The sequence below is a fragment of the Exiguobacterium sp. s194 genome, from assembly GCF_018618275.1.
Classification (GTDB): Bacteria; Bacillota; Bacilli; order Exiguobacteriales; family Exiguobacteriaceae; genus Exiguobacterium; species Exiguobacterium chiriqhucha.
In genome coordinates, this window is record NZ_JACSLT010000004.1 from 165,027 (window position 1) to 188,345 (window position 23,319).

Annotated in this window: 27 protein-coding genes and 1 pseudogene; 4 read left to right on the top strand and 24 right to left on the bottom strand. The window is 54.4% G+C overall.

The features are described from left to right. Positions 1-102 precede the first annotated feature (102 nt). Together KNP85_RS06445 and KNP85_RS06450 are read right to left on the bottom strand one after the other, a co-directional pair. Positions 103-831 (bottom strand): hypothetical protein, encoded by a 729-nt coding sequence (locus KNP85_RS06445; protein WP_236355746.1) that lies wholly within the window; start codon positions 829-831, stop codon positions 103-105. A 116-nt stretch (positions 832-947) separates the two neighbouring features. Further along, positions 948-2,186 (bottom strand): sensor histidine kinase, encoded by a 1,239-nt coding sequence (locus KNP85_RS06450; RefSeq protein ID WP_214802270.1) that lies wholly within the window; start codon positions 2,184-2,186, stop codon positions 948-950. A gap of 228 nt (positions 2,187-2,414) precedes the next feature. On the opposite strand from KNP85_RS06450, the pseudogene KNP85_RS06455 reads away from it, so the two are divergent. Further along, positions 2,415-3,114 (top strand): annotated as a pseudogene (locus KNP85_RS06455) (transposase). A gap of 198 nt (positions 3,115-3,312) precedes the next feature. On the opposite strand, the gene KNP85_RS06460 reads toward KNP85_RS06455, so the two are convergent. The 4 genes from KNP85_RS06460 to glyA all read right to left on the bottom strand — a co-directional run bounded on the left by KNP85_RS06460 (position 3,313) and on the right by glyA (position 6,623). Further along, positions 3,313-3,990: a response regulator transcription factor gene (locus KNP85_RS06460; RefSeq protein WP_058764818.1), complete on the bottom strand. Its 678-nt coding sequence runs from the start codon at positions 3,988-3,990 to the stop codon at positions 3,313-3,315. A 71-nt stretch (positions 3,991-4,061) separates the two neighbouring features. Then, positions 4,062-4,331, bottom strand: coding sequence for a hypothetical protein (locus KNP85_RS06465; RefSeq protein WP_144060654.1), 270 nt, complete (start codon positions 4,329-4,331; stop codon positions 4,062-4,064). Between the two features lie 108 nt (positions 4,332-4,439). Continuing rightward, entirely contained in the window at positions 4,440-5,366 is a 927-nt protein-coding gene (locus tag KNP85_RS06470; protein ID WP_029594674.1) for a hypothetical protein, read from the bottom strand. 3 nt (positions 5,367-5,369) lie between these two features. Continuing rightward, positions 5,370-6,623, bottom strand: a complete 1,254-nt coding sequence (glyA, locus tag KNP85_RS06475) for a serine hydroxymethyltransferase (protein WP_058764822.1) — start codon at positions 6,621-6,623, stop codon at positions 5,370-5,372. A gap of 129 nt (positions 6,624-6,752) precedes the next feature. Between glyA and KNP85_RS06480 the strand changes: the two genes are divergently transcribed. Further along, positions 6,753-7,538 carry an alpha/beta hydrolase gene (locus tag KNP85_RS06480; RefSeq protein ID WP_029594673.1) on the top strand — a complete coding sequence of 262 codons (786 nt, stop codon included), beginning with the start codon at positions 6,753-6,755 and terminating at the stop codon, positions 7,536-7,538. A 35-nt stretch (positions 7,539-7,573) separates the two neighbouring features. On the opposite strand, the gene KNP85_RS06485 is transcribed toward KNP85_RS06480, so the two are convergent. The 9 genes from KNP85_RS06485 to rho all read right to left on the bottom strand — a co-directional run bounded on the left by KNP85_RS06485 (position 7,574) and on the right by rho (position 14,493). Beyond that, positions 7,574-8,116: a TIGR01440 family protein gene (locus tag KNP85_RS06485; RefSeq protein ID WP_087576458.1), complete on the bottom strand. Its 543-nt coding sequence runs from the start codon at positions 8,114-8,116 to the stop codon at positions 7,574-7,576. Next, positions 8,113-8,553, bottom strand: a complete 441-nt coding sequence (gene rpiB / locus KNP85_RS06490) for a ribose 5-phosphate isomerase B (protein ID WP_021066115.1) — start codon at positions 8,551-8,553, stop codon at positions 8,113-8,115. Before rpiB ends, KNP85_RS06485 begins: the two co-directional genes overlap by 4 nt. Positions 8,554-8,557: 4 nt before the next feature. Then, on the bottom strand, positions 8,558-9,058 hold the full coding sequence (locus KNP85_RS06495) for a low molecular weight protein arginine phosphatase (RefSeq protein WP_021066114.1): 501 nt from the start codon (positions 9,056-9,058) through the stop codon (positions 8,558-8,560). A gap of 34 nt (positions 9,059-9,092) precedes the next feature. After that, complete coding sequence (locus KNP85_RS06500; protein ID WP_214802273.1) at positions 9,093-10,091, bottom strand: L-threonylcarbamoyladenylate synthase; 999 nt, start codon at positions 10,089-10,091, stop codon at positions 9,093-9,095. Continuing rightward, the gene (gene prmC / locus KNP85_RS06505; RefSeq protein WP_214802443.1) at positions 10,057-10,929 is read right to left on the bottom strand and encodes a peptide chain release factor N(5)-glutamine methyltransferase; all 873 of its coding nucleotides are present in this window, start codon (positions 10,927-10,929) and stop codon (positions 10,057-10,059) included. The genes KNP85_RS06500 and prmC overlap by 35 nt, the downstream gene beginning before the upstream one ends. Further along, on the bottom strand, positions 10,929-11,999 hold the full coding sequence (gene prfA / locus KNP85_RS06510; RefSeq protein WP_029594669.1) for a peptide chain release factor 1: 1,071 nt from the start codon (positions 11,997-11,999) through the stop codon (positions 10,929-10,931). Before prfA ends, prmC begins: the two co-directional genes overlap by 1 nt. A 79-nt stretch (positions 12,000-12,078) precedes the next feature. Beyond that, on the bottom strand, positions 12,079-12,690 hold the full coding sequence (locus KNP85_RS06515) for a thymidine kinase (protein ID WP_021066110.1): 612 nt from the start codon (positions 12,688-12,690) through the stop codon (positions 12,079-12,081). A gap of 137 nt (positions 12,691-12,827) precedes the next feature. After that, complete coding sequence (locus KNP85_RS06520; protein WP_021066109.1) at positions 12,828-13,070, bottom strand: type B 50S ribosomal protein L31; 243 nt, start codon at positions 13,068-13,070, stop codon at positions 12,828-12,830. A gap of 82 nt (positions 13,071-13,152) precedes the next feature. Further along, a complete protein-coding gene (rho, locus tag KNP85_RS06525; protein ID WP_021066108.1) occupies positions 13,153-14,493 on the bottom strand; it encodes a transcription termination factor Rho in 1,341 nt (446 codons plus the stop codon). Between the two features lie 378 nt (positions 14,494-14,871). Between rho and KNP85_RS06530 the strand changes: the two genes are divergently transcribed. Then, positions 14,872-15,573, top strand: coding sequence for a C40 family peptidase (locus KNP85_RS06530; RefSeq protein ID WP_021066107.1), 702 nt, complete (start codon positions 14,872-14,874; stop codon positions 15,571-15,573). Positions 15,574-15,596: 23 nt separating this feature from the next. On the opposite strand, the gene KNP85_RS06535 is transcribed toward KNP85_RS06530, so the two are convergent. Next, entirely contained in the window at positions 15,597-16,103 is a 507-nt protein-coding gene (locus tag KNP85_RS06535) for a DUF421 domain-containing protein (RefSeq protein WP_214802275.1), read from the bottom strand. A 118-nt stretch (positions 16,104-16,221) separates the two neighbouring features. Here KNP85_RS06535 and KNP85_RS06540 point away from each other — a divergent pair, with 118 nt between their 5' ends. Further along, positions 16,222-16,620, top strand: a complete 399-nt coding sequence (locus KNP85_RS06540) for a hypothetical protein (RefSeq protein WP_214802277.1) — start codon at positions 16,222-16,224, stop codon at positions 16,618-16,620. 11 nt (positions 16,621-16,631) lie between these two features. Here KNP85_RS06540 and KNP85_RS06545 read toward each other — a convergent pair whose 3' ends face one another. From KNP85_RS06545 to KNP85_RS06580, 8 genes are all read right to left on the bottom strand, one after another. After that, positions 16,632-17,402, bottom strand: coding sequence for an ABC transporter permease (locus tag KNP85_RS06545; RefSeq protein WP_214802297.1), 771 nt, complete (start codon positions 17,400-17,402; stop codon positions 16,632-16,634). Next, positions 17,392-18,318 carry an ATP-binding cassette domain-containing protein gene (locus tag KNP85_RS06550; protein WP_214802299.1) on the bottom strand — a complete coding sequence of 309 codons (927 nt, stop codon included), beginning with the start codon at positions 18,316-18,318 and terminating at the stop codon, positions 17,392-17,394. The genes KNP85_RS06545 and KNP85_RS06550 overlap by 11 nt, the downstream gene beginning before the upstream one ends. 104 nt (positions 18,319-18,422) lie before the next feature. After that, complete coding sequence (glpX, locus tag KNP85_RS06555; protein WP_029594665.1) at positions 18,423-19,391, bottom strand: class II fructose-bisphosphatase; 969 nt, start codon at positions 19,389-19,391, stop codon at positions 18,423-18,425. Positions 19,392-19,407: 16 nt separating this feature from the next. Continuing rightward, positions 19,408-20,661 carry a UDP-N-acetylglucosamine 1-carboxyvinyltransferase gene (murA, locus tag KNP85_RS06560; protein ID WP_214802302.1) on the bottom strand — a complete coding sequence of 418 codons (1,254 nt, stop codon included), beginning with the start codon at positions 20,659-20,661 and terminating at the stop codon, positions 19,408-19,410. Positions 20,662-20,687: 26 nt separating this feature from the next. Continuing rightward, positions 20,688-21,338 (bottom strand): fructose-6-phosphate aldolase, encoded by a 651-nt coding sequence (gene fsa, locus KNP85_RS06565; RefSeq protein WP_021066101.1) that lies wholly within the window; start codon positions 21,336-21,338, stop codon positions 20,688-20,690. 174 nt (positions 21,339-21,512) lie between these two features. Beyond that, a complete protein-coding gene (gene fba, locus KNP85_RS06570) occupies positions 21,513-22,367 on the bottom strand; it encodes a class II fructose-1,6-bisphosphate aldolase (RefSeq protein WP_021066099.1) in 855 nt (284 codons plus the stop codon). 157 nt (positions 22,368-22,524) lie between these two features. Further along, positions 22,525-22,887 carry a response regulator gene (locus KNP85_RS06575; protein ID WP_021066098.1) on the bottom strand — a complete coding sequence of 121 codons (363 nt, stop codon included), beginning with the start codon at positions 22,885-22,887 and terminating at the stop codon, positions 22,525-22,527. Positions 22,888-22,967: 80 nt separating this feature from the next. Further along, on the bottom strand, positions 22,968-23,318 hold the full coding sequence (locus KNP85_RS06580; protein ID WP_214802305.1) for a YxeA family protein: 351 nt from the start codon (positions 23,316-23,318) through the stop codon (positions 22,968-22,970). Position 23,319 lies beyond the last annotated feature (1 nt).

The following is a 23,319-nucleotide window of genomic DNA, read 5'->3' on the forward strand; positions in this document are numbered from 1 at the left end:
GGTTTGAATCGCCTAAAATTTTCATTTTCACCTTATCATACAATAATAATTATGACTCTTGTTAGAAGAATAAACAAAAAATGCCACTTGCGTGGCATTTTTTTAGTCGTCGTCGCGATCATCATCTTGATCATCGTCACGGTCGTCATCTTGGTCGTCATCATTTTGATCGTCGTTTTGATCATCTTGATCGTCTTGGTCATCCCGGTCATCGTCGCGTTCAATCTCTTTCACTTGCTGTTGAAGGTTCAACTCGAGTTTGACCCGGTCACCGGCTTTTGGCGCCTCGTCGTCAAGCTCGTAGCGGCTCGCGAGTTTGAACGTCTCTGACTTGCCATCACGTTCGATGGTCACGTCACGATCCGACAGGCTGACGAACGTGCCGTAAATGTCGAAGTCGTCACTTTCACGGTCGACTTCCTTCACTTCTTCGTTTTGATTGAATTCGAGTTTGACGCGGTCACCGGCTTTCGGTGTGTCGTCGTCAATCTCATGACGGGCCGCGAGCGGATACGTCGATTCTTTACCGCTGAAGCTGATCGTCACGTCACGGTCTGATAGGCTGACGAGGGTACCATACAATTCATAATCATCGTCATCGACCGAACGGACCGGCGTATCGTTCGATGCTGATCCTTCTGACGAAGTGGCTGCTTCTTGACTCGCATCATCTTGCGCATCGTCTGCGGCATCATCGGTTCCGCTGTTCACGCTATCGACCGCCCGTGGGACGATGACCGTGTCCGTCTTGTCGTTCGCGACATACAACCCAATCCCGGCGACGGCTAGTACCGCCAACCCGACTCCTAAAATCCATCCGATTAATTTCATGATGCTTCCTCCTCGTTTCATGTGGTGAACTTGTTCTACATCTTCATCATAGAACGGTGACCTTAGAGCACCACGAGGATTCCATTAGAAAATGATGAGAATCTGCGAAAGATTTGTCATTTTGTGACGTAAAAGACACTGCCGTCCGGCGCGTTCGCATAACTGCCAACCTTCCATCCGTTCAAATCCGCCACTTCCTTGGCGATGGCGAGGCCAAGTCCGCTGCCGCTCCGGTCCCGTGCCTCATCGAGTCGATAGAAGCGGTCGAACAGTCGCGCTCGGTCTTCCTCACTGAGCGTCGTCCCATGGTCCCGTACTTCGATGCGGTCGGGCGTCATCGTGACACGCGTGTCGGTCGCATACTTCAAGCTGTTGTCAATGAAAATGACGACGAGCCGTTGCAACGAATCGCGATGCCCGTGCCATGTGCCCATCGCTTCAATTGGCACGTGGACACCGTGCGATCGTTCGAATCGCTCGGTCAACTGCTCGGCCAGCTCGGTCAAGGTAATCGCTTCGGTCTCCACGTCTTCGAGCGAGGAAAAACGGCTCAGTTCGAGCATCGGTTCAATCAAGTCCTCACGCATTTGCCGCGACTCGGTCAAGATATGGTCAATCGCCTCGTCGCGGACGGCCGGGTCGCTCTGACCCCAGCGCCGAAGCAGTTTGGCGTACCCTTCGATGACGGTGAGCGGTGTCTTCAGTTCATGTGAAACATCGGCGACGAAACGTCGTTGTTGCTCCATCGACCCTTCGACTCGCGCAATCATTTGGTTAAAGCCCGTCGCGAGCGTCGATACCTCATCTTTGTCCTTGCCGACATCGATTGTCTCAAGCGTACCTGACTCGGTGATTCGTTCCATCGTCGATTCGAGACGGCGTAACGGGTCGAGCCCTTGGCGTACGATCCATAGACTGCCGAGGAACGTCACCGCCACGGCAATCAGGAAGATGACAAGGAAAATCGTCGCCAGCGTCCGCAGCGTTTCACTCACGGCCGCGTCTTGAAAGGCGTAACCAAGCCCATTCGACGTCGCGATGACGAACCAGTCATCGACGAGCGCCGGTTCCCCGAAATTGACCGGGAATCGAAGAGCGCCATCGGCCTGTCCACCGATGATGCCCCAATCGCCGTTCGCCTGCCGTTCGAGCACGACACTGTCCTCGTGCAACGACAAGACGGCTTGTTGGTTCCGCTCGTCTTCCTCGAGCAAGCTGAGCGCCTGGCGCAAAACATCATAACGAGCGTCGACGATCTGTTGGCGCGATACGAGCCAGGCGACACCGAACGAGGTGATCAGCAGGAACAACATGAACCCCGCCATCGCCAAGGCGATTTTCGTCCGTAGCTTCATCTTTAATCGGCAAGGATACCCCTACTTCAATCGTGTCCCGGGCACAGCCCGACGATTAGTGGGGGGAGGAATTTCCATCATTTTCGGTATGGGACACAATCATGCTAAACATGTGCATGATAACCGCTTATGAACTCCTACCTTGCCTCCTCCCTTCTATGAGTTAAGTCCATTCATTTTCCGCTAAAAAAACGGGTATCGTTTATGTAGCGAAAGGTGGTGAGTACCATGTCTACAATCACTGCAAAAATACAAATCTACATCCAAGACTCTCAAGCCGCTACTCTGAGGGCAACGATGGACGCGTACCGGTCGGCCTGTGACTGGCTGTCGGGTCATGTCTTCGAGACGGGGGACCTGAACCAGGCGAGCCTCAACGACGCGCACTATGCCGAGATCCGGCAACGGTTCGGCCTGAAGAGCCAGATGGCCCAGTCGGTCATGAAGACGGTGGTCGCCCGGTACAAGTCGGCGAGGTCGAACGGGCACGCGTGGTCCCGGGTCGAGTTCAAGCGTCCCGAGTACGACCTCGTCTGGAACCGCGACTACTCGCTCACACGGGACCGGTTCAGCGTGAACACGCTGGACGGCCGGATCAAGCTGGACTATGCGCGCAAGGGCATGAGGCGGTACTTCAACGGGACGTGGCGGTTCGGCACGGCCAAACTGGTGCACAATCTACCAGTTCCGTCAAATGCTCGCGTACAAGGCCGCGTTGATCGGACAGAAGGTGATCGTCGTCGACCCGAGACACACCTCCCAGACCTGCCCGACATGCGGGCACACCGAGAAGGCGAACCGGGACAAGAAGCTACACACGTTCCAATGCAAGAACTGCCGGTACCGGTCGAACGACGACCGGGTCGGCGCGATGAACCTGCACCGAAAAGGCATCGAACACATCGGTGCAGGTGCCACGGGAGCATGACTCCCGTGGCAGGGGCGAGGTCGACCGTCCCGATGTTCCGCCACACGAAGGTAGGAGGTGCACGAGCGCCGTCCGCACTACCGGGCAGGAACGAGCGTAACTGCACTCTACGAGGGTAGAGGCGCCGTCGGGTTCTCGACGGACGCAAGCCCCCGCTTCAAACGGACCGTCAGTTCGTTAAGTGGTGGGTTGTTGACCTTATTCACCACGCTTCAGCATATAGCCGACGCCTCGGACCGTCTGAATCCAAGAGCCTCCGAGTTTCTTGCGGACATAGCGGACGTACACATCGACGACGTTCGTGTCCCCGTAATAGTCAAAGCCCCAGACGTGCTCGACGAGTTGATCGCGCGTGAGCACGCGTTCTGGATGTTCGAGCAAATAGACGAGCAAATCGAACTCCCTCCGGGTCAGGTCGACTTTTTGCCCCTCACACACCACTTCATGGCGATTGACGTCGACGGTCAGCCCCTCATAGGAAAGGACCCGTTCACTCGTATCGACTTGGACGTGTTGACGCATCCGTAAGAACGCCCGAATCCGCGCGAGCAACTCCTCCATTTCGAACGGTTTTGTGATGTAATCATCGGCCCCGAGGTCGAGCCCGCTCACTTTATCGTAGCGGTCCCCGCGTGCCGTCACCATCAAGACGGGAAGGAGCGGCTGCTCTTCTTTGACGCGGCGCACGACTTCGAGTCCGCTCATCTGCGGCAACATGACATCGAGCAACATCAGGTCAATCCCACCGGCGAGCGCCCGGTCGAGCCCGGCCCGCCCGTCATGGGCGACCTCGACTTGATAACCGGCATGCATGAGTTCAAGTTCGAGTAATCTGGCAATTTTAGCATCGTCTTCAACGACGAGAATCGTAGGCATTCCATTCATCCTTTCTAAAAAAAACGCCGAGCAGTCCGCCCGACGCATCATTCTAAGTGTTCCCGGATTCCTCAGTCAAAAAACGGACGAACTGCTTCTGGAATCGCTTGTTCGATGCGCAATTCGAGTGAATCGCCCATCCGGTCAAACGTCGTTTCAATCCCTTCCGCCTGAAACGCCAAATCAGTCCCGACTTGAGCGATTTGGTCGAGCCACGCGTTACCGGTCAAGGTGAATAATAAGAACCCGGCGACACCTGCCGCCATGAGTGTCAATGCGAGCGCACCGACGGCCACTCCTCGAATCAATCTTCCAATCTTTCCTCTGCTAGTTGAGCGCATATGTCCCTCTCCCTTATCCTTTTTCTTTACTGTACGGGAGCGAGCTGAGAAAGAGCGGTGAAACAGATTAAAATTTGATGAGAAAAAGGTCACAGCACGGCTGCGACCTCATTCTTCCTCGAGCACCGATTTGGCAATCGGGGCCCAATACGTCCCGTCCATGGCGGCGACTTCGGCGAGCGTCGTCCGGTATGTGTCGTCCCCGGCCTTCTTCTCAGCGATGCCTTTCATCCATAAGACGTCCGCCTTATATCCCGACTCTGGATACGTGTCGACATAGGCGGCATAATCGGCGATCTCTGCTTCGCCGAGCTTGTTGTCGACGAGCAACCGATAAAACCCGACGGCCTGTTCCTGACCGGCTTTCGCCTTGCCGATGAGGAGCGCATCGGCTTCCTCGTACCGTTTGTCCGAGACGAGCGTTTCGACTTCGCCGAGCGGGATGACGGCCGGTGCCTCAGGGGCTTCGGTCGTCTCGTCCTCGGTTTGGAGCGCCTCGTTCGCTTCCTCGAGTCGAGCAACTTCTTGCTCGAGCTCTTCTAACCGTTTCGCGAGCGCCTCGTCCTCCGTCACCGTTTCGACCCGTTCGTTTGATGCGGTCGGCGTCACGGGCGGCGGCTCCGAATCCGGCCAAAAGATGAGTGCGACCAGACCGAGACCAACGACGAGCGGCAGACCGAGCCACGATTTGTTCCATTTGAAGGCGTTACGCCAAGCCGACAAGTCCGCATGACCGGTGACAGCCGGCGAGAACGAACGAAAGCGGCGCTTGGCCGCCTTCTTTCCGTTCGCCTTCACTTCGAGCGCAAGCCCGAGCCGATGAAACGCCGCCGGCACTTTCATTCCGAGAAGCGGTACAATCCGTTCACTTGCCTCGATATAATACCCGTGGTCGAGTAGCGTCGTCACGACCCCGAACTCGTTCGCGACGAGGCGAAACGTCGGGTCATGCTCGCCTTTTCGGACGAGCCATTCCGTCATATCGATGAGCGGCAGTTCCGCAAGTTCCCGATCTGCGAGTGTCCGTACGTCCATTCGTCAGCCTCGTTCAGGATAGAGCGAGAACTTCGACGTCAACGCGCGAACTGCTTCGTGCGCTTCCGCGAGCACTGCTTCATCTTCATGGTTCGTCAAGACGCGTCCGATCAAGCGAGCGACTTCACGCATATCGTCTTCTTTCAATCCGCGCGTCGTCATCGCGGCCGTCCCGAGACGAATCCCGCTCGTGACGAACGGTGATGCCGGATCGAATGGAATCGTGTTCTTGTTGACCGTGATGCCGGCTGCGTCGAGCGCATGCTCGGCCGCTTTCCCGGTGATGTCGATGCCGCGGAGGTCGACGAGGAGAAGGTGGTTATCCGTACCGCCCGATACGATGCGGAGCCCTTCCTCTTCTAGCCCTTGCGCGAGCACCTGTGCGTTCTTGATGACTTGTGCCTGATACTCTTTGAACTCAGGTTGGAGCGCTTCCCCGAACGCCACGGCCTTCGCCGCGATGACGTGCATGAGCGGACCACCTTGAATCCCTGGGAAAATCGACTTGTCGATTGCCTTGGCGAACTCTTCTTTACAGAGAATCATACCGCCGCGTGGACCACGAAGCGTCTTGTGCGTGGTCGTCGTCACGAAATGCGCGTGCTCGACCGGGTTCGGATGAAGACCGGCTGCGACGAGACCTGCGATGTGGGCCATGTCGACCATGAGGTAGGCATCGACGCTATCGGCGATTTCACGGAACTTGGCGAAGTCGATTGTCCGCGGGTACGCCGAGGCACCAGCGACGATGAGTTTTGGTTTATGTTCTTTCGCGAGGGCTGCGACAACGTCATAATCGATGTGTTCTGTCTCTTTGTCTACACCGTATTCGACGAAATTATACTGAACGCCTGAGAAGTTGACCGGACTTCCGTGCGTCAAATGGCCACCGTGCGACAAGTTCATGCCGAGCACCGTGTCACCGGCTTCAAGGACTGTGAAGTAAACGGCCATGTTCGCTTGGGCACCCGAGTGCGGCTGGACGTTGGCGTGTTCTGCACCGAACAGCTCCTTGGCGCGGTCGCGGGCCAAGTTCTCGGCCACGTCGACGAACTCACAACCGCCGTAGTAGCGACGGCCTGGATAACCTTCCGCGTACTTGTTCGTGAGCACGCCGCCTTGCGCTTCCATGACTGCTTCTGAGACAAAATTCTCCGAGGCAATGAGTTCGATGTTCTCGCGTTGGCGACCGAGCTCGTGTTGCATCGCTTCAAACAATTCCGCATCCTGTACTTTCAACTTCGTCGTGTTTACCATGTTGAAACCCCCTCTGAATGTCTAAAAATCAACACCCCCATCGTAACATATGCTTCTTTTTTTGGGTATCGTCTAATCCACGGGCAAGTCGGGTATCATATGAAAGAAGACGATCAGAGGAGGCTACTTATGATTGAGACAAAACAAATTACCATCACCCCGTTCGAGCGCGAGCGGACGATTCGGATTTATACGCCGGCCGATTACGACACGACGGACAAACGTTATCCCGTGCTCTATATGCATGACGGACAGAACGTGTTCGCCGACGAGGACGCGAGCTATAAGATGAGCTGGCGCGCCGGCGAGTATATGGACGCCTCGAAGCGCGACATCATCATCGTCGGCATCGACAGCGCCCCCGGCGAGATGCGGCTCGACGAGTACGGTCCGTGGGAGAACCCGTACATCGGCGAGAGCTTGCTCGGTCAAGACGTGACGCTCGGTGGACAAGGATCAGCCTACATTGAATACATCGCCCAAGAGTTGAAGCCGATGATTGACGCGAACTATCGGACGAAGCCGGACGAGACGGCGATGATGGGCAGCTCGATGGGCGGCTTGATTTCGATTTACGCCGCTTGCGTCTATCCCGATGTCTTCAAGCGCGTGGCTTCATTGTCCTCGGCGTTCTGGTTCAACCAGACCGAGCTCGAGCAATTGATTGACGCGAGTGATTTGAACGGCGTCGAACGTCTGTATATGGACGTCGGCCGCAAAGAAGTCGAACAGCCGTCAGCGGACGGTCCGACGAACGAGATGTATCTCGAGTCGAGCGAGCGGGTCTACGCCCTGCTGCGCGACAAGGTCGAACATATCCGCTTCGAGGTCATCGAGGAAGGTGTCCATAACGAGCTCGCTTGGCGCGATCGCTTCCCGATGGTCATCTCGTATTTGTTCAGTGAAGAGTTATAACGCAAAAGAAAGCCGGTCGCGCAGACCGGCTTTCTTTATTTTGCTGGATAGTGGGCCCGTGGGCCGCCAATCAATTTCGGTCGCGTGATGGCGAACGTAACGTACGCCTCACCGAGCTGCTTCGCCGACAACCGGACCGGGATCGCGACCGGCTTCAAATGCATGCCGATCAGCGTCGATCCGATATCGATGCCGGCGTCCGCTTGAATCGATTCGACGACGCATGGGGCGTCGAAACGCTCGTACGCCTTCTCGGCCATCGCCCCGCCCGCCGCGCGGACCGGGACGACCGTCACTTCCGTCAATCCGAACTGTTTCAAGGTCCGTCGCTCGATCGTAAGGGCGCGATTGATATGTTCGCAGCCTTGAAAGGCGAGATGGACGCCGGTCTTGTCCCGAAACGCAAGGAACGCCTCGATCAAATCCGACGCCACATCAATCGAACCCGCTTTCCCGATCGTCTTGCCGACGACCTCGCTCGTCGAACAACCGATGACGAGCATCTTTTCCTCATCTAATGGAAACCGTTCATGCAACTCCGTCAATAAGTTCAAAAGCTCCGCCTTCATCGTCGTCACTTCGTTTCGTAAGCGCTCATCTTGTCGACACGGTTCGAGTGGCGTCCGCCTTCGAAGTCCGTATCGAGCCATGTCGCCACTAAGTCGAGTGCAAGACCCGGTCCGATGACGCGCTCGCCCATCGTCATGATGTTCGAGTCGTTATGTTGACGCGTCGCTTTCGCGCTGAACGAGTCGTGTACGAGTGCCGCCCGAATGCCTTTCACTTTGTTGGCGGCAATGCCGATGCCGATTCCAGTACCGCAAATCAAGATGCCACGGTCGAATTCACCGGCCGCGACTGCTTCGGCGACTGGAATGGCTACGTCCGGATAATCGATTGACTCGGCCGAGTGTGTCCCGAAGTCCTTATACTCGTGTCCAAGCTCCTCCAATAATCCGATGATGTCTTTCTTCAAATTGAATCCGCCATGATCGGCGCCGATTGCGATTTTCATTCCGTCATTCCCCCGTCTTCTTTGGTAGGCGTCTCGGTGGTTTCGTCACCTTTGACCCGTCATTCGTCAATTTTAGCACAAGTCGATTCACGAGTGGTTCGAGTTCGTTTCGGACTTGGCGGTAGACGTTCATCGACCCTCCGAACGGGTCGTTAATATCGCGCTCGAGTCCCGTGACGAACTCATATAATGTGAATGTGCGATCGGCCAAATCCGGATACGTATCCCGAATCTGTTCACGATGCGCCCGTGTCATCGTCAAGATGACGTCCGACCAGCGTCCGAGGACGTCGTCAAACGTTTGCGTCACGTGCTCGAGCTCAATTCCTCGTTCACGCAACACTTGGAGTGCATTTTCTGATGCGTCAAACCCTTGCATCGTCCGAAGCCCGGCTGAACGAATATCGAACTCGTCCCCCGTCACTTTCGAACGGAGCAGGGCCATCGCCATCGGGCTTCGGCATGTGTTCCCACTACATATGAATAATACGCGTTTCATCGACATCGCGTGATCCTCCTCTATGTCCTTAAGCCTCTTCCTATGGACGGATGACTTTACCGCCAGCCGCCTTGTAGAGGCGGTTATAAACGGCAAGAGCGACTCCCGTCGGTTCAATCCGATTCACGTAAATCTCTTCTACATCCGTCTCATCAAATTTACGCAACGCCTCGTATAGACGCTGGGCCGCCGTCTCCATCGAAGTGCCGAGAGAGAGGGTGACGTCAGCCGGGGTCGTCGCTTCATCGAACACGAGTGCGCCAACTCGCTTGCCCGCTTCCTGCCGCGCCATGACGACACGGACGAGGTCTTGACGTCCCCCTTCGACTAAATACAGGGGCGCACTCGGGGCGTAATGGGTGTACTTCATTCCTGGTGATCGTGGCGCAGCTGTTTCATCGCTCAAGTTGGCATCGAGAATGACCGGGCCAATAACCGCTTCAATCGCTTCTTTCGTCACGCCGCCCGGACGTAAAATCGTCGCCGGTTCTGCCGTGCAATCGATTACGGTCGACTCGACGCCGATGCCTGTCGGTCCCCCATCCATAATACCCGCGATCCGACCGGTCAAATCATCTGCCACGTGCCGGGCCGACGTCGGTGATGGACGTCCCGAACGGTTCGCACTTGGTGCTGCCAGTCCAAGACCGGACGTGCGGATCAAGTCAAGTGCGGCCGGATGGTCCGGCATCCGCAATCCAATCGAATCCAGACCAGCCGTCACGAGTGACGACGCCCGACCGTTCGACGGTAAGATGATGGTCAAGGCACCGGGCCAAAACACTTCCATCAAGCGTCTCGCGACCGGCGGGATGGTTTGCGCGAAATGTTCGGCCTGCTCGACCGTAGCGACGTGGACGATGAGCGGGTTATCCGACGGTCTTCCTTTCGCCTCGAAAATCTTTTTGATGGCGACATCGTTCGTCGCATCTCCGGCGAGTCCGTAGACAGTCTCCGTCGGGATGGCAATCACCTCGCCAGCCTTCAAGAGACGTACCCCTTCCTCAACTTCTGTCGGCTTGATCCATTTCGTTTCCATGCGCAATCCCTTCCCTCACGGCGTAGACGATTCGGTCTTTGCCGTTTATATCTTTTAAAATACCCGTTTCTGCTTCAGGATAACGTTCGGACAGGTACGATTTCACAACTTGTCCTTGATTATACCCGATTTCAAATGCAATCAATTGCCAATCGGCACACAGGACGCGCATCGAGTCGGCGATGATCGTTCGATAAAAGTCGAGCCCGTCTGCTCCGCCGAACAAGGCGAGGTGAGGCTCGAAGCCCACTACCGTCTCATCGAGCAGTTCGTCCGCCTCGATATAAGGCGGATTTGAGACGAGGACGCGAATCGAGTTGTCGGCAATCGGCGCGAGGCAATCTCCTTCATGGAAGGACACATCCGCCCCGAGGTCCGCTGCATTACGCTCGGCGACAGCGATTGCTTCCCGGGAAATATCGACCGTTTGGACACGGACACCGAGCTCGAGACTGAGTGTGACGGCGATTGCGCCACTACCCGTCCCGATGTCGACGATCTCATCGTCGGAGACATTATGCACATGCTCGACGACCCATTCAATTAGCTCTTCCGTTTCCGGACGCGGAATCAAGACGTCACGATTGACCTCGAACATCCGTCCATAAAACGGGGCGTGACCAATCAAGTGTTGGACCGGCTCACCTGCCAAGAGACGCTTGAACCCGGCGTCAAACGACTTCGCCTCTTCCGTCGTCAATTCATCGGACAAACGGATGAGTAGTCCCGTCCGATCGACGTCAAGGACGTGCATGAGCCACCACTCCGCCATCGAGACGTCGCGACCCGAGAGCGCGAGCTCCCGTTCTGCTTGTTTCAGCCTCGCCGCGATCCGCATCAATCGACATCCTCCATCAGACGGGCCTGTTCGTCCATGACGAGGGCGTCGATGATATCTTCAAGTTCTCCGGCGAGGACGCGGTCGAGCTTTTGGAGTGTCAGCCCGATGCGGTGGTCGGTCACACGGCTCTGCGGGAAGTTATACGTCCGAATCCGCTCTGAGCGGTCTCCCGTCCCGACGGCCGATTTGCGTTGCGCCGACAGTTCTTGTAGGTGTTCGCTTTGCATCTTGTCATACAGGCGGGCTCGGAGTACTTTGAGCGCCTTGTCTTTGTTTTTATGTTGCGACTTCTCGTCCTGACACGAGACGACGAGCCCCGATGGGATGTGCGTCAAGCGCACGGCCGATTGGGTCGTGTTGACCGACTGGCCACCTGGACCCGATGATGTGAACGTGTCGACACGGACGTCTTTCATATCGATGTGCACTTCGACGTCCTCTGCTTCCGGCAACACGGCGACGGTCGCCGTCGACGTATGGATGCGTCCGCCCGACTCGGTCGATGGGACACGTTGGACCCGATGCGCCCCGTTCTCGAACTTCAGTTTCGAATAGGCACCCGTCCCGTTGATGAGGAACGTCACTTCTTTGAAACCGCCGAGTTCTGTATAGTTGGCGTCAATCAATTCGGCCTTCCAGTTCTGCCGCTCGGCGAAACGCGTGTACATCTTGTATAGGTCGACTGCGAACAGTGCCGCCTCGTCTCCGCCGGCTGCCCCGCGAATCTCGACGATGACGTTCTTGTCGTCGTTCGGGTCTTTCGGTAACAGCAAGACGCGTAATTTCGCCTCGAGCGCCTTCACTTCCGGCTCGAGGAGTGACATCTCTTCTTTGGCGAGCTCGCGCATATCGGCATCGAGCGTGCGGTCTTCAAGCATCGCTTTTGCTTCTTTATACGCCGTGCTCGTCTCTTTATAGTGACGGTACGCCTGCACCGTTTCTTCGAGTTGCGACTGTTCTTTTGAATATTGTCGTAATTTATTCGCGTCGCTGAGCACTTCAGGGTCAGCGAGCATCTCATTTAATTGCATATAGCGTTCTTCTAATACGCTCAAACGGTCAAACATGATGATCCGTCCTTTCTCCGTCAAATCGAACTGTCTTCATTATAGCAAAAAACGAACCGCCAAGGGCGGTCCGTTGACGTCAGTCGGCCACTGTATGGCGGACTGGGCGTGGTTTATTCGGGACGTCGTGGCAATGACGGCAACGCGGTTCGTACGACTCGGAAGCGCCGACCAAGATGACCGGGTCTTCGAAACGCGCCGGTTCACCGTCAATCAATCGTTGTGTCCGAGAAGCTGGCGCCCCGCATGATAGACAGATGGCCTGCAGCTTCGTGACAAATTCGGCACGCGACAACAGCTCTGGCATCATCGTGAACGGCTCACCTCGGAAGTCCATGTCGAGCCCTGCGCAGATGACACGTTTGTCTTCTGACGCCAATTGCTCGATCACGTCGACGATTCCTTCGTCGAAAAACTGAACCTCGTCGATGGCGATGACTTGCGTCTCTTCACGCACCGCATCGTATAAGTCTTGACTCGATTGAATCGGCACGGCCACGACCGAGTTGCCGCTGTGGGAGACGACGTTCTCTTCATGATACCGGTCGTCGATTGCCGGTTTGAACACTTGGACAGGGATTTTCCCGTAGTGCGCCCGACGGACACGGCGGATCAGTTCCTCCGATTTCCCAGAAAACATACTCCCACAAATCACTTCTATCCAACCGTAACGGTTCGTCACATGCATCATTCTACTTCGCCCTCTCCTTCGTTAATCGCTTCCCGATTATACCCATCTTTTTCTTGAAGAAAAAGGGTTGACTTCTATCTAAAAAAAATAAAAACCGCCAAGGGCAATCCCTAGGCGGTGTGCATACAAGTTGACGATTAACGTTGGTACTTCTTGTTGAAGCGCTCGATACGACCGTCCGCAGATGCGAATTTCTGGCGACCTGTGTAGAACGGGTGCGAATCAGAAGATACATCGACACGGATGAGTGGGTATTCGTTACCATCTTCCATCGTGATTGTCTCGTTAGAGTAACGAGTCGAACCAGAGATGAATTTGAACTCAGTCGTCGAGTCCATGAATACGACTTTACGGTATTCTGGGTGGATTCCTTGTTTCATTGCTTTTCAACTCCTTCTGCCCTAAGTATTCTTTCAACCTAGAGAAAGTTCACTAGAATATAATAGCACCCGGTTCAAGGATTTACAAGTCCGTTTTCGTTTTTTTCACCGGGCGTCGACTCTTTTTCTTATCGGCTTCAAGCGCCGCAAAAAAGTCGAGGTTCGTTTTCGTTTCGCGGACCCGGCGCAAGAACTGATCGACGAAGTCTGGCGACTCGTTCATCGTGCGACGAATCGTCCAAAGCGAGTCGAGTTCGCCTTTGCCGAGCAGCAATTCTTCCTTGCGCGTTCCCGAGCGACGAATGTCGATGGCCGGGAAAATCCGACGTTCCGCCAGTTTGCGGTCGAGGTGCAGCTCCATGTTGCCCGTTCCTTTGAACTCTTCATAGATGACGTCATCCATGCGCGAACCCGTATCGACGAGTGCCGTGCCGAGAATCGTCAAACTGCCGCCGTCCTCGATATTACGGGCCGCCCCGAAGAACTTCTTCGGTTTATGGAACGCGGCCGGGTCAATCCCGCCGGAGAGCGTCCGTCCGCTCGGCGGGACGGACAAGTTGTACGCCCGCGTCAGACGCGTGATCGAGTCGAGCAAGATGACGACGTCCTTCTTATGTTCGACGAGGCGCATCGCCCGTTCGAGAACGAGCTCCGAGATGCGAGCATGGTTCTCCGGTGTCTCGTCAAACGTCGAGTAGGCGACGTCTGCGCCAGGCACCGAACGTTGGATATCCGTCACTTCTTCCGGCCGCTCATCAATCAACAGAATAATCAACTCGACGTTCGGATGGTTCGTTGTGATCGAATTGGCAATCTCTTTTAAGAGGGACGTCTTCCCTGCCTTCGGCGGCGCGACAATCAACCCTCGCTGCCCGAAGCCGACGGGAGCAATCATGTCCATGACGCGGACCGACAAATGGTTCGGCTCCGTCTCGAGCACCATCTGTTGTTCCGGATAAATCGGAGTGAGCGCCGGGAAGTAGTCTCGGTTGCGCGTCGAGTCCGTCGTCTCGCCGTTGACCGCCTCGACGCTGAGAAGCCCTTGGAACCGTTCATTCTCTTTCGGCTTCCGGACTTTCCCCGTCACAAGGTCGCCGTTGCGGAGATTGAAGCGGCGGATTTGCGACGCCGCGATATAAATGTCTTCAGACGATTGCGAGTAATTGATGGGGCGTAGGAAGCCAAAACCGCCATCGTTTTGCGACTGTGGGTTAGGCGGAATAATCTCTAGGATTCCTTCGAGGAAATAAAGATCTTTTGATTCTGCCTGTGATTTCAATATCCGGAACATGAGCTCACGTTTACGTGCCTCTCGATATTGAGGCACGTTCACTTCTTTCGCAATCTCATATAACTCTTTCAACGTCTTCGTCTCGAGTTCCCGAAGCGTGTAGTTTTTAGCCGGTTCAGTCGTTTGACTCATTCAAGTCACCTGTCTTTCATGATTCTATATTTCAAAAGTAAACGTTCATTCCTCATTCATCTAATCACACTTCAGTCAAACCGTCACTGTTTGAAAAACGGCTTCATGTCAGTCTATTCCCCTGTTGTTGAAAACATAACAACCTTTTTACTATGTATGTAACAAATAAGTCTCTATTCTCGCATATTGTTTCAAATATGTTACAAGAAAACTGTTTTTGTCTTGTGATTGAAAAATGCTATCGGTCTTGCGCATGATATAGTTTATTTGCACAGGAAACCGGGTAATATCCGCAACTTGTGCTCTAATCTCGTTAACACACATCGATCATATACAGCCACTTAGGGTTTTATTTTAAAAAACGGAGGGAAATACACTATGTTAAAGCGTTTCGCATCTATCATTGTCGCTGCCACTCTCGCTTTCTCGGGTCTTGCTTTCACAACAGGTGAACAAGCAGAAGCCGCTACTGGTAAATTCGCTTACTCGAAAGTTAACGGCTTGAACATCCGCACAGCACCGTCGCTCAGCTCGAAAGTCACGACAACGATGAACAAAGGCCAACGCTATACATACCTTGGTAAAGTTGGTTCGTTCTACAAAATCAACTACAAAGGGACTCACCGTTATATCTCAGCTTCATCTACTTACACGTACTTGAAAGCAAACACGAAGACAGCTACTGCGAAGAAAGTAACAACTGCTTCTGCATCAAGCGCTCGTACAAAACTTGTCGCTGAGTCGAAGAAGTACCTCGGTACACCTTACCGTTACGGCGGAACGACAACTTCTGGCTTTGACTGCTCAGGTTACACAGGTCACGTTTATAAGAAAGCCATCAACAAATCGATCCCACGTGATTCACGCTCGCAATACGCTAACTCGAAAAAAGTTTCGAAGTCAGCGATTCAAGCCGGCGACCTCGTGTTCTTCTCACACAACGGAAGCACGATCCAACACGTTGGAATGGCACTCAGCAAAACACAAATGATCAACTCTGAAACAGGCGGCGTGAAGTACGCGAGCTTCACATCAGGTTACTGGGCACCACGTTATGTCGGTGCAGGATCATACCTCTAATTTAAACGACCAAACGACCCGGTTCATAGGAACTGGGTCGTTTTTTTCGTCTCAACGTTTCGTAATACCGTCTCCGTGCTCGTCAACACCGAGAACGTCCCATCCGTCTCCAAGACGACAGCCTCGACTTGATTGAAATCCGTACCGCTCGCTCGAATCGCCTGCAACACTTCAATCTCGAGCACCCGCTCCCGCCGCATCGTTTCTTCTAAATATGTTCCATCATAGTAAAGTAGCGCCGGCGTCGACTTGATCAGTTGATTCACGCGTTTCGAGCGGGTCGCCAACTTGGCCATCACGTATTGCATGAACACGAGCGTCGCAAACGCGGTCAGTCCGTTCAATAGCGGTGTCTGTTGACTCGTGAGTGTCGTGGCCAGAATCGATCCGAGCGCGACGGTGACGATAAAATCAAAAGCGTTCATTTTGGCAAGTGTCCGTTTGCCGGAGACCCGCAAGATGAAGATAATTGCCAAATAGCCCCCCACACCGGTCAGTATAATATTCAACATCGTTCGCAGTTGGTCCATCGTCTCCCTCCTTCTCTACTGCTGTTCCACGAAGCACCAACATTCAATCGCTGTTCATCTTCCGTTCATCTGGCTTCGTTACGATAAAGCCATCACGTTGAAGGAGTTGTTCTATGCCATGGAAAAAATTTGGAGTCTTCGCTTGATTCGCCTCGCCGCGCTGTTCGGTGTCATCGGGACGGCGCTCGGGTCGCATATGTCGGGTGCCAGCAGTTATGCCTTTCGTCCGATTCACGCCCATATTCTGCTCGCCGGTTGGCTATCGGTCTTCGCCTGGGGAGTCTTCTATCGCTTGTATGCGGTCCGGAACCAACTGCTCGTCACGATTCACGGGTGGACGGCCGTCATCGGATCAATCGGATTGACGAGCGGGATGTGGTTCTACACAATGAACCCGTTCCAATGGAATGAGACCGTCACCCTCGTCTATTTCATCATCGGGGGCACGGTCTCGTTAATCAGTTTTATTCTGTTTTTGATTGTGACGTTCATGATCGACCAGGACGAGCAGGGCTGAACCCCCGCTCGTCATTTTTGTTTCAAGGCACCGCGTGCGTTCGTCGCCGCGAACACGACCATGATGACGCTCATCGCCCCGGCGACGGCGAGTCCGGCCGATAACACGCTCCAGTCGATCGTCGGTTGTGTCAAGACGGCACGCATCCCTTCAAAGATATACGTCGTCGGATTGAACGTCGCCGCTACTTTGAGCCATTCTGCCTCAATCAACTCTTTCGGGACGAACGTCGTCGACAAGAAGATGAGCGGGAAGAACAAAAGTGTCCCGGCTTGTGCGGCCTGAGCGTTCCGTGTCTTTAACGCGACACCGACCGAGTAGCCGGCAAAACCAAGGCCGAATCCGATCGCAAGCAGCACCGTGAACAAGAAGCCAGGCAGACCGACCGGAATCGACAAACCGAGCAAGAACGCCACCCCGAAAATGAGGAGCGTCTGGACGAGCAGTTGCAACATCCCCGCAATCATCGGGCCGAGCACGATCGCCGTCCGCGTCGCCGGAGTCAGAAGCAAGCGGGCGAAGTAGCCGCTCTCGATATCACGGACGAGCGCTTGTCCCGTCCCCCCGGCGCCACCGACCGCCCCGGACACGATGGAGACTGGCAAGATGAAGTTCAAATAGGCGCTCCCATCAAACTGAGGAAGCGACGCGACGCTCGACAATCCGCTCGTGTAAACGAGTAGGAAGAAGACGGAAATAATCAAGTTCGGGATGAACGAAAACGGATTCCGAATCGTCGTAATGAGGCTCCGTTTCGTGAAGAGCCATGTTTCAGTCCACATCGGGCACGCCTCCTTCGTATGACTCGCCGGTCACTTTCAAAAAGACGTCGTCGAGCGACGGTTGCTTCACGGTCAGACGTTCCGGTTGAAGCGACCGTTCATCGAGCTGGCGCACGACTTCCATCAGCGTATGATTGACGAGCTCGAATGCCACGTGTTGCCCGGTCGCCGCATGACCGAATAACGCAGCGGCTGCAGATGCTTCTTGATTGCTGTGGAACGTCATCGCAATCGTCTCGCCGCCGACGAGTCGTTTCAACGCTTCCGCTGTCCCTTCACTGACGATTTTTCCATGATTGATGATGGCGATCCGGTCGGCCAATTCGTCCGCCTCTTCTAAGTACTGGGTCGTCAAAAAAATCGTCGTGCCGAACTCCTCGTTGAGCCGTCTCACCTCGTTCCAAATCTCGATGCGGCTCGCCGGGTCGAGCCCGGTCGTCGGTTCATCTAAAAACAAGACGGTCGGTCGATGGACGAGCGTGAGCGCTAAATCGAGCCGACGCCGCATCCCGCCCGAATATGTGCCACTTCTCCGATCGGCCGCTTCCGTGAGCGAGACGACACGCAGCAGTTCCTCGGCGCGCGTCTCCGCCTCTTGTTTCGTCATCTTGAACAACCGTCCTTGCAAGACGAGCAGTTCCCGCCCGGTCAATACTTTATCGATTCCGGTCTCTTGCAGGGCGACGCCAATCGATAGGCGGACGTCTTTCTCTTGTTTGACGACATCAAATCCGTTCACCCGCGCCTTCCCTTCGGTCGGCCGGACGAGCGTCGTCAACATTTGCACGGTCGTCGACTTGCCAGCCCCGTTCGGTCCAAGGAAGGCGAAAATCTCTCCTTCTTGCACCGAGAACGAGATGCCATCGACGGCCGGCACGTCCCCGAACGTTTTGACGAGTGATTCCACTTCAATCATGACACACACCTCCTCCCTATTCATTCCCGTTCTCGATGTATATTAAATATGAAACGACACATCAAAAAAGAACCGCGGACGGAAGTGTCCACGGTTCAGGAGAATCAAGGTTTCATGACCATTTTCGGTTTTTTCTTCAAGGAGTGGATGCCTTCGACGAAGCGGACCGTTCCTGACTTGGCTCGCATGACGACCGAGTGTGTCTGACCGCCTTGCCCGGTGAACTGGACGCCGCGGAGGAGTTCCCCGTCCGTCACGCCCGTCGCCGCGAAGATGCAATCTTCACCTTTGACGAGGTCGTCCAACAGCAAAATCCGGCCCGTATCGGCGATGCCCATGTCTTGGCAACGCTTCTCTTGGGCTTCGTCTTCAGGAAGCAGACGACCTTGGAAGTCACCGCCGAGACATTTCATCGCGACGGCCGCGATGACGCCTTCCGGCGCACCACCCGAACCGAGCAACAAATCGACACCTGTTTTCGGGAACGCCGTGTTAATGGCCGCGGCCACGTCTCCATCGGGAATCAACTTGATGCGGGCACCCGTCGCGCGGACACGTTGAATCATCTCTTCGTGACGATCACGATGTAAAATCGTGACGACGACGTCTTCGACGTTCTTGTTCTTCGCCTTGGCGACGATGGCGATATTCTCTTCAATCGAGTTGTCGAGACTGATCAATCCGGCCGCTTCCGGACCGACGGCAATCTTATCCATGTACATGTCCGGCGCGTGAAGAAGGTCACCGGCGTCAGCGACAGCGAGAACGGCAAGCGCTCCCCACGTTCCCGTCGCGACGATACTCGTCCCTTCGAGTGGATCGACAGCGACGTCGAGGCGTGAGCCATAGCCGTTCCCGACTTTTTCACCGATATAGAGCATCGGTGCCTCGTCCATCTCGCCTTCCCCGATGACAACGACCCCTTTCATCGGAATCGTATCAAATACTTCACGCATCGCGGTCGTCGCCGCGTCGTCCGCCTCTTCTTTCAAGCCTTTACCCATCCAACGAGCCGAAGATAGCGCTGCCGCTTCTGTGACTCGGACCAATTCCATTGATAAACTACGTTCCACCCGAATTCTCCCCTTTTTACTCGGACACCTCATCGACCCAGACGAGTGCGCCGAGTTGTTTTAGTTTGCCGACGAAATCGACATATGAATCGTTCAATTTTTCCGCATGGATCACCGTGGATTCGCCACTCGCTTGAAGCCCAGCTAAGGCGAGGGCTGCCCCACTCCGTGCGTCTGCACATTCCATTTCCGCATTGGCAAGCGTTGTCCCGCCGCGAATGACGGCCGAAGCGTCCTCGAGCGTAATCTGTGCATTCATGCGCCGCATTTCTGCGATATGGCGGAACCGTTGGGCGTACAGCTTGTCGGTGACGATACTCGTCCCGTCCGCTTTCAACAGTGCGGCCGACATGATCGGCTGCAGGTCGGTCGGATACCCCGAATAGTGGAAGACACGGATATCAATCGGTTTAAAGGCGTTCGCCCGCACCGTGATCGTCTCTTCCCCGACTTCGACGTCGGCCCCGTAATCCAGTAGTTTTTGAATGACGCCTTCTAAGTGCGTCGGAATGACGTTTCGTACCGTCACTTCACCCGCGACGGCGCCATAAATCATGAACGTCCCAGCCTCTAACCGATCGGGAATGAGCGTGTGTGTACAGCCATGGAGCTTGTCGACCCCTTTGATGCGAATCTCGTCGGTGCCCGCCCCGATGACGTGGGCCCCCATCGAAGTGAGCATCGTCGCGACGTCGACGATTTCCGGATCGATGGCCGCGTTCTCGATGACGGTCGTCCCATCAGCGAGCACGGCCGCGAGCATGGCGCTCACTGTCGCCCCGAACGAACGGAGATCGAGATAAATTCGATTTCCTTCCAATTTTTCGGCGTTCACATGATAAAGTCCCGACTCGTTCTCGACTTTAATGCCGAGACGTTCGAGTGCTTTCAAATGTAAATCGATCGGTCGTGGACCAATCGCATATCCACCGGGAAGTCCGACGGCCCCTTTCCCAAAACGAGCCGCAAACACCCCGAGCAAATAGACAGCGGCTCGGACTTTACGCGTCTCTGAGCCGAGCAGCGGCATGGCGACGGCATCTTTCGCATGAAGCGTCATCCGCTCCCCGTCCCGTTCAATCGCGACGCCGAGTTCTTGTAATAGACTGAGCATCACTTCGACGTCCTCGATGACGGGGACGTTCTCAATCGTCACCGGTTCTTCCGTCAAAAGTGCTGCGACGAGACAAGGCAAGGCGCTCTGTTTGGCCCCGCTAATGTCAACTGTTCCTTCAAGTTTTTGCTGTCCTACGATATGGAGAATTTCCACGATGATCAAACCTTTCTGCGACAAACTTATTTGGATTGAGCGTTGTTCCAATCCGCTAAGAATTGCTCGATCCCTTTGTCAGTGAGCGGATGTTTCATCATCTGTTCGATGACTTTGTATGGTACCGTGGCGATGTCGGCTCCAAGGAGAGCCGCCTTCGTCGCGTGGACCGGATGGCGAACGGAAGCTGCGATGATTTCTGTATCGATGCCATGGATGGCAAAGATATTGGCAATCGTCTCGACGAGGTCGAGACCATCTTGACCGATATCGTCCAAACGACCGATGAATGGCGAGACGTATGACGCGCCGGCCCGAGCCGCGAGTAGCGCTTGGTTGGCGTTAAAGATGAGCGTCACGTTCGTCTTGATGCCGAGCTGTGAAAACGTATTGACCGCTTCCATCCCTGCTGGCGTCATCGGTACCTTGACAGTAATATTCGGCGCGATGGCCGCAAGTTCCTTTCCTTCTTCCACCATACCCGCTGCGTCGAGCGCAATAACTTCCGCGCTGACTGAGAGATCCCCGACGATCTCACAGATTTCGCGTAGCCGTGTATGGAAATCGACGCCTTCTTTGGCGACGAGCGATGGATTCGTCGTCACGCCCCCGATGACGCCCATCTGATGAGCTTTCTTGATGTCTTCCACGTTTGCCGTATCAATGAAAAAACGCATGTACAATTCCTCCTCGAATGGTGTTGTGATCGCTTACACTTCTTATTATGAGGAAATTGTCATGGAATTGCTACACCCTTTACGTCAAGGCGGCGATGGCGAACATCGATCCGACGAGCAGCATTCCATAAAAAAAGCCGGTTCTCACAGGGAGAACCGACTGATGTGACAGGATTATGCTTGGTTGCTTGAACCGAACTCACGCATTTTGCCAGTAACGACGTTGTAGATCGCTTCGACACCAGGGCCGATGACTTTACGTGGGTCATATACTTTCGAGTCCGTGTTGAGCTTCTCACGTACGGCACGAGTCCATTCTTGTTGGCACTCTGTGTTAACGTTGATTTTGCTGTGACCGAGCTCGATTGCTTTTTTGATTTGGTGCTCAGGAATACCTGAACCGCCGTGAAGAACGAGTGGAGTTTTAGTCGCTTCTGCGATTTCTTCCATCTCTTTGAAGCCGAGTTTAGGCTCGCCTTGGTATTCTCCGTGTACAGAACCGAGTGCTGCCGCAAGAGCGTCAACTTTCGCTTCTTTCACGACGCGTACGCACTCGTCGAGGTCAGCGTATTGTACGCCGCCAACAACGCCATCTTCTTCGCCGCCGACTGTGCCGACTTCCGCTTCAACTGAAGCACCTTTAGCGTGTGCGTATTCAACGACTTGTTTCGTCATTTCGATGTTCTCTTCAATCGGGTGGTGTGAACCGTCGATCATAACAGACGTGAAACCAGCGTCAATCGCTGCTTTACACTTGTCGAAAGATGAACCGTGGTCGAGGTGGATTGCAACTGGAACAGTGATGTTGTAGTCGTGCATGAGACCTTCAGTCATTTTAACAACTGTTGTGAAGCCACCCATGTACTTCGCTGCACCTTCTGATACACCGAGGATAACTGGTGATTTCTCGTCTTCCGCAGCGCGAAGAATCGCTTGCGTCCACTCGAGGTTGTTGATGTTGAATTGGCCTACTGCATACTTGCCTTCGAATGCTTTGTTAAGCATTTCTGTCATTGATACTAATGGCATAATGACATCCTCCTGTCTGTTCGCTATTGTGCACTTTGGGAAAAATGCCCCCGTGCAATTCGTTCCCATTATAACACACGTCGAAACTTGTGCCTATGCTATTCGGGCATAGAAATGGCTCTGCGCAAGCGTTTACATATGTCATCTTCGTGACGAATTACGTGATTTTGAGGACTTCCTTCACTTTTTCAATCATCCGATAAATATCGAACGGCTTTTCAAATTGCGCGGTAATGCCAAGTCGTTGCACTTCTTCGAGCGTCGATTTTTCCCCGAACGCGGTCATAATCATGACCGGGGTGTCGATGTCTCGTTGGCGCATGTTTCGTAGTACTTCATGGCCGAACATGCGCGGCATGTTCATATCGAGCAATACTAAATCGTATCCGTTCTGTTCGAGCTTTTCCCAAGCGTTCTGTCCGTCGTTCGCCGTGTCGACCTCGATGCCGAGGTTTTGGAACACTTGCGCCAACATCAACCGAATCCCATCTTGGTCGTCTGCGATCAACATCCGTGACATCCATCTACCTTCTCTCCATAATTTGCACTAGTCTAACCATACCAAATCCGATTTCGTTTGGCGACGGACCTATTTTGAAATCAAGGCAACGGTATCGATACCGGCTCCTCGGTCTGTTCGTCCTTCAACTGGGCCGGTACTTCCGACTCAGGTACCGGCTCGTAGGCCGTCACCGTCTGCTCGTCTTTCACATACAGTTTCAAAAAATCGCCTTCGGCCAGCCGAATCGGTGCCTCGAACGTGATTGGTCGTTTCTTGCCATCTTCATCATAGCCAATCGTTTCATACGTATATGTCTTTTCTTGATCGGTGACGTTTCCGCTCGGCACTTTCGTATAGTAGACGTCGGCAAACAGCCGATTCGTATCGACGAACTGCCAACCGAGAAATAAGATGAGGACGACGCCACCGATTGCCCATGCTCGTTTCATC

Coding starts and splice junctions, on each gene's coding strand:
- KNP85_RS06445 (WP_236355746.1), bottom strand. CDS start 831: ATGAAATTAATCGGATGGATTTTAGGAGTCGGGTTGGCGGTACTAGCC.
- KNP85_RS06450 (WP_214802270.1), bottom strand. CDS start 2,186: ATGAAGCTACGGACGAAAATCGCCTTGGCGATGGCGGGGTTCATGTTG.
- KNP85_RS06460 (WP_058764818.1), bottom strand. CDS start 3,990: ATGCCTACGATTCTCGTCGTTGAAGACGATGCTAAAATTGCCAGATTA.
- KNP85_RS06465 (WP_144060654.1), bottom strand. CDS start 4,331: ATGCGCTCAACTAGCAGAGGAAAGATTGGAAGATTGATTCGAGGAGTG.
- KNP85_RS06470 (WP_029594674.1), bottom strand. CDS start 5,366: ATGGACGTACGGACACTCGCAGATCGGGAACTTGCGGAACTGCCGCTC.
- glyA (WP_058764822.1), bottom strand. CDS start 6,623: ATGGTAAACACGACGAAGTTGAAAGTACAGGATGCGGAATTGTTTGAA.
- KNP85_RS06480 (WP_029594673.1), top strand. CDS start 6,753: ATGATTGAGACAAAACAAATTACCATCACCCCGTTCGAGCGCGAGCGG.
- rpiB (WP_021066115.1), bottom strand. CDS start 8,553: ATGAAAATCGCAATCGGCGCCGATCATGGCGGATTCAATTTGAAGAAA.
- KNP85_RS06495 (WP_021066114.1), bottom strand. CDS start 9,058: ATGTCGATGAAACGCGTATTATTCATATGTAGTGGGAACACATGCCGA.
- KNP85_RS06500 (WP_214802273.1), bottom strand. CDS start 10,091: ATGGAAACGAAATGGATCAAGCCGACAGAAGTTGAGGAAGGGGTACGT.
- prmC (WP_214802443.1), bottom strand. CDS start 10,929: ATGCGGATCGCGGCGAGGCTGAAACAAGCAGAACGGGAGCTCGCGCTC.
- prfA (WP_029594669.1), bottom strand. CDS start 11,999: ATGTTTGACCGTTTGAGCGTATTAGAAGAACGCTATATGCAATTAAAT.
- KNP85_RS06515 (WP_021066110.1), bottom strand. CDS start 12,690: ATGATGCATGTGACGAACCGTTACGGTTGGATAGAAGTGATTTGTGGG.
- KNP85_RS06520 (WP_021066109.1), bottom strand. CDS start 13,070: ATGAAACAAGGAATCCACCCAGAATACCGTAAAGTCGTATTCATGGAC.
- rho (WP_021066108.1), bottom strand. CDS start 14,493: ATGAGTCAAACGACTGAACCGGCTAAAAACTACACGCTTCGGGAACTC.
- KNP85_RS06530 (WP_021066107.1), top strand. CDS start 14,872: ATGTTAAAGCGTTTCGCATCTATCATTGTCGCTGCCACTCTCGCTTTC.
- KNP85_RS06535 (WP_214802275.1), bottom strand. CDS start 16,103: ATGGACCAACTGCGAACGATGTTGAATATTATACTGACCGGTGTGGGG.
- KNP85_RS06540 (WP_214802277.1), top strand. CDS start 16,222: ATGGAAAAAATTTGGAGTCTTCGCTTGATTCGCCTCGCCGCGCTGTTC.
- KNP85_RS06545 (WP_214802297.1), bottom strand. CDS start 17,402: ATGTGGACTGAAACATGGCTCTTCACGAAACGGAGCCTCATTACGACG.
- KNP85_RS06550 (WP_214802299.1), bottom strand. CDS start 18,318: ATGATTGAAGTGGAATCACTCGTCAAAACGTTCGGGGACGTGCCGGCC.
- fsa (WP_021066101.1), bottom strand. CDS start 21,338: ATGCGTTTTTTCATTGATACGGCAAACGTGGAAGACATCAAGAAAGCT.
- fba (WP_021066099.1), bottom strand. CDS start 22,367: ATGCCATTAGTATCAATGACAGAAATGCTTAACAAAGCATTCGAAGGC.
- KNP85_RS06575 (WP_021066098.1), bottom strand. CDS start 22,887: ATGTCACGGATGTTGATCGCAGACGACCAAGATGGGATTCGGTTGATG.
- KNP85_RS06580 (WP_214802305.1), bottom strand. CDS start 23,318: ATGAAACGAGCATGGGCAATCGGTGGCGTCGTCCTCATCTTATTTCTC.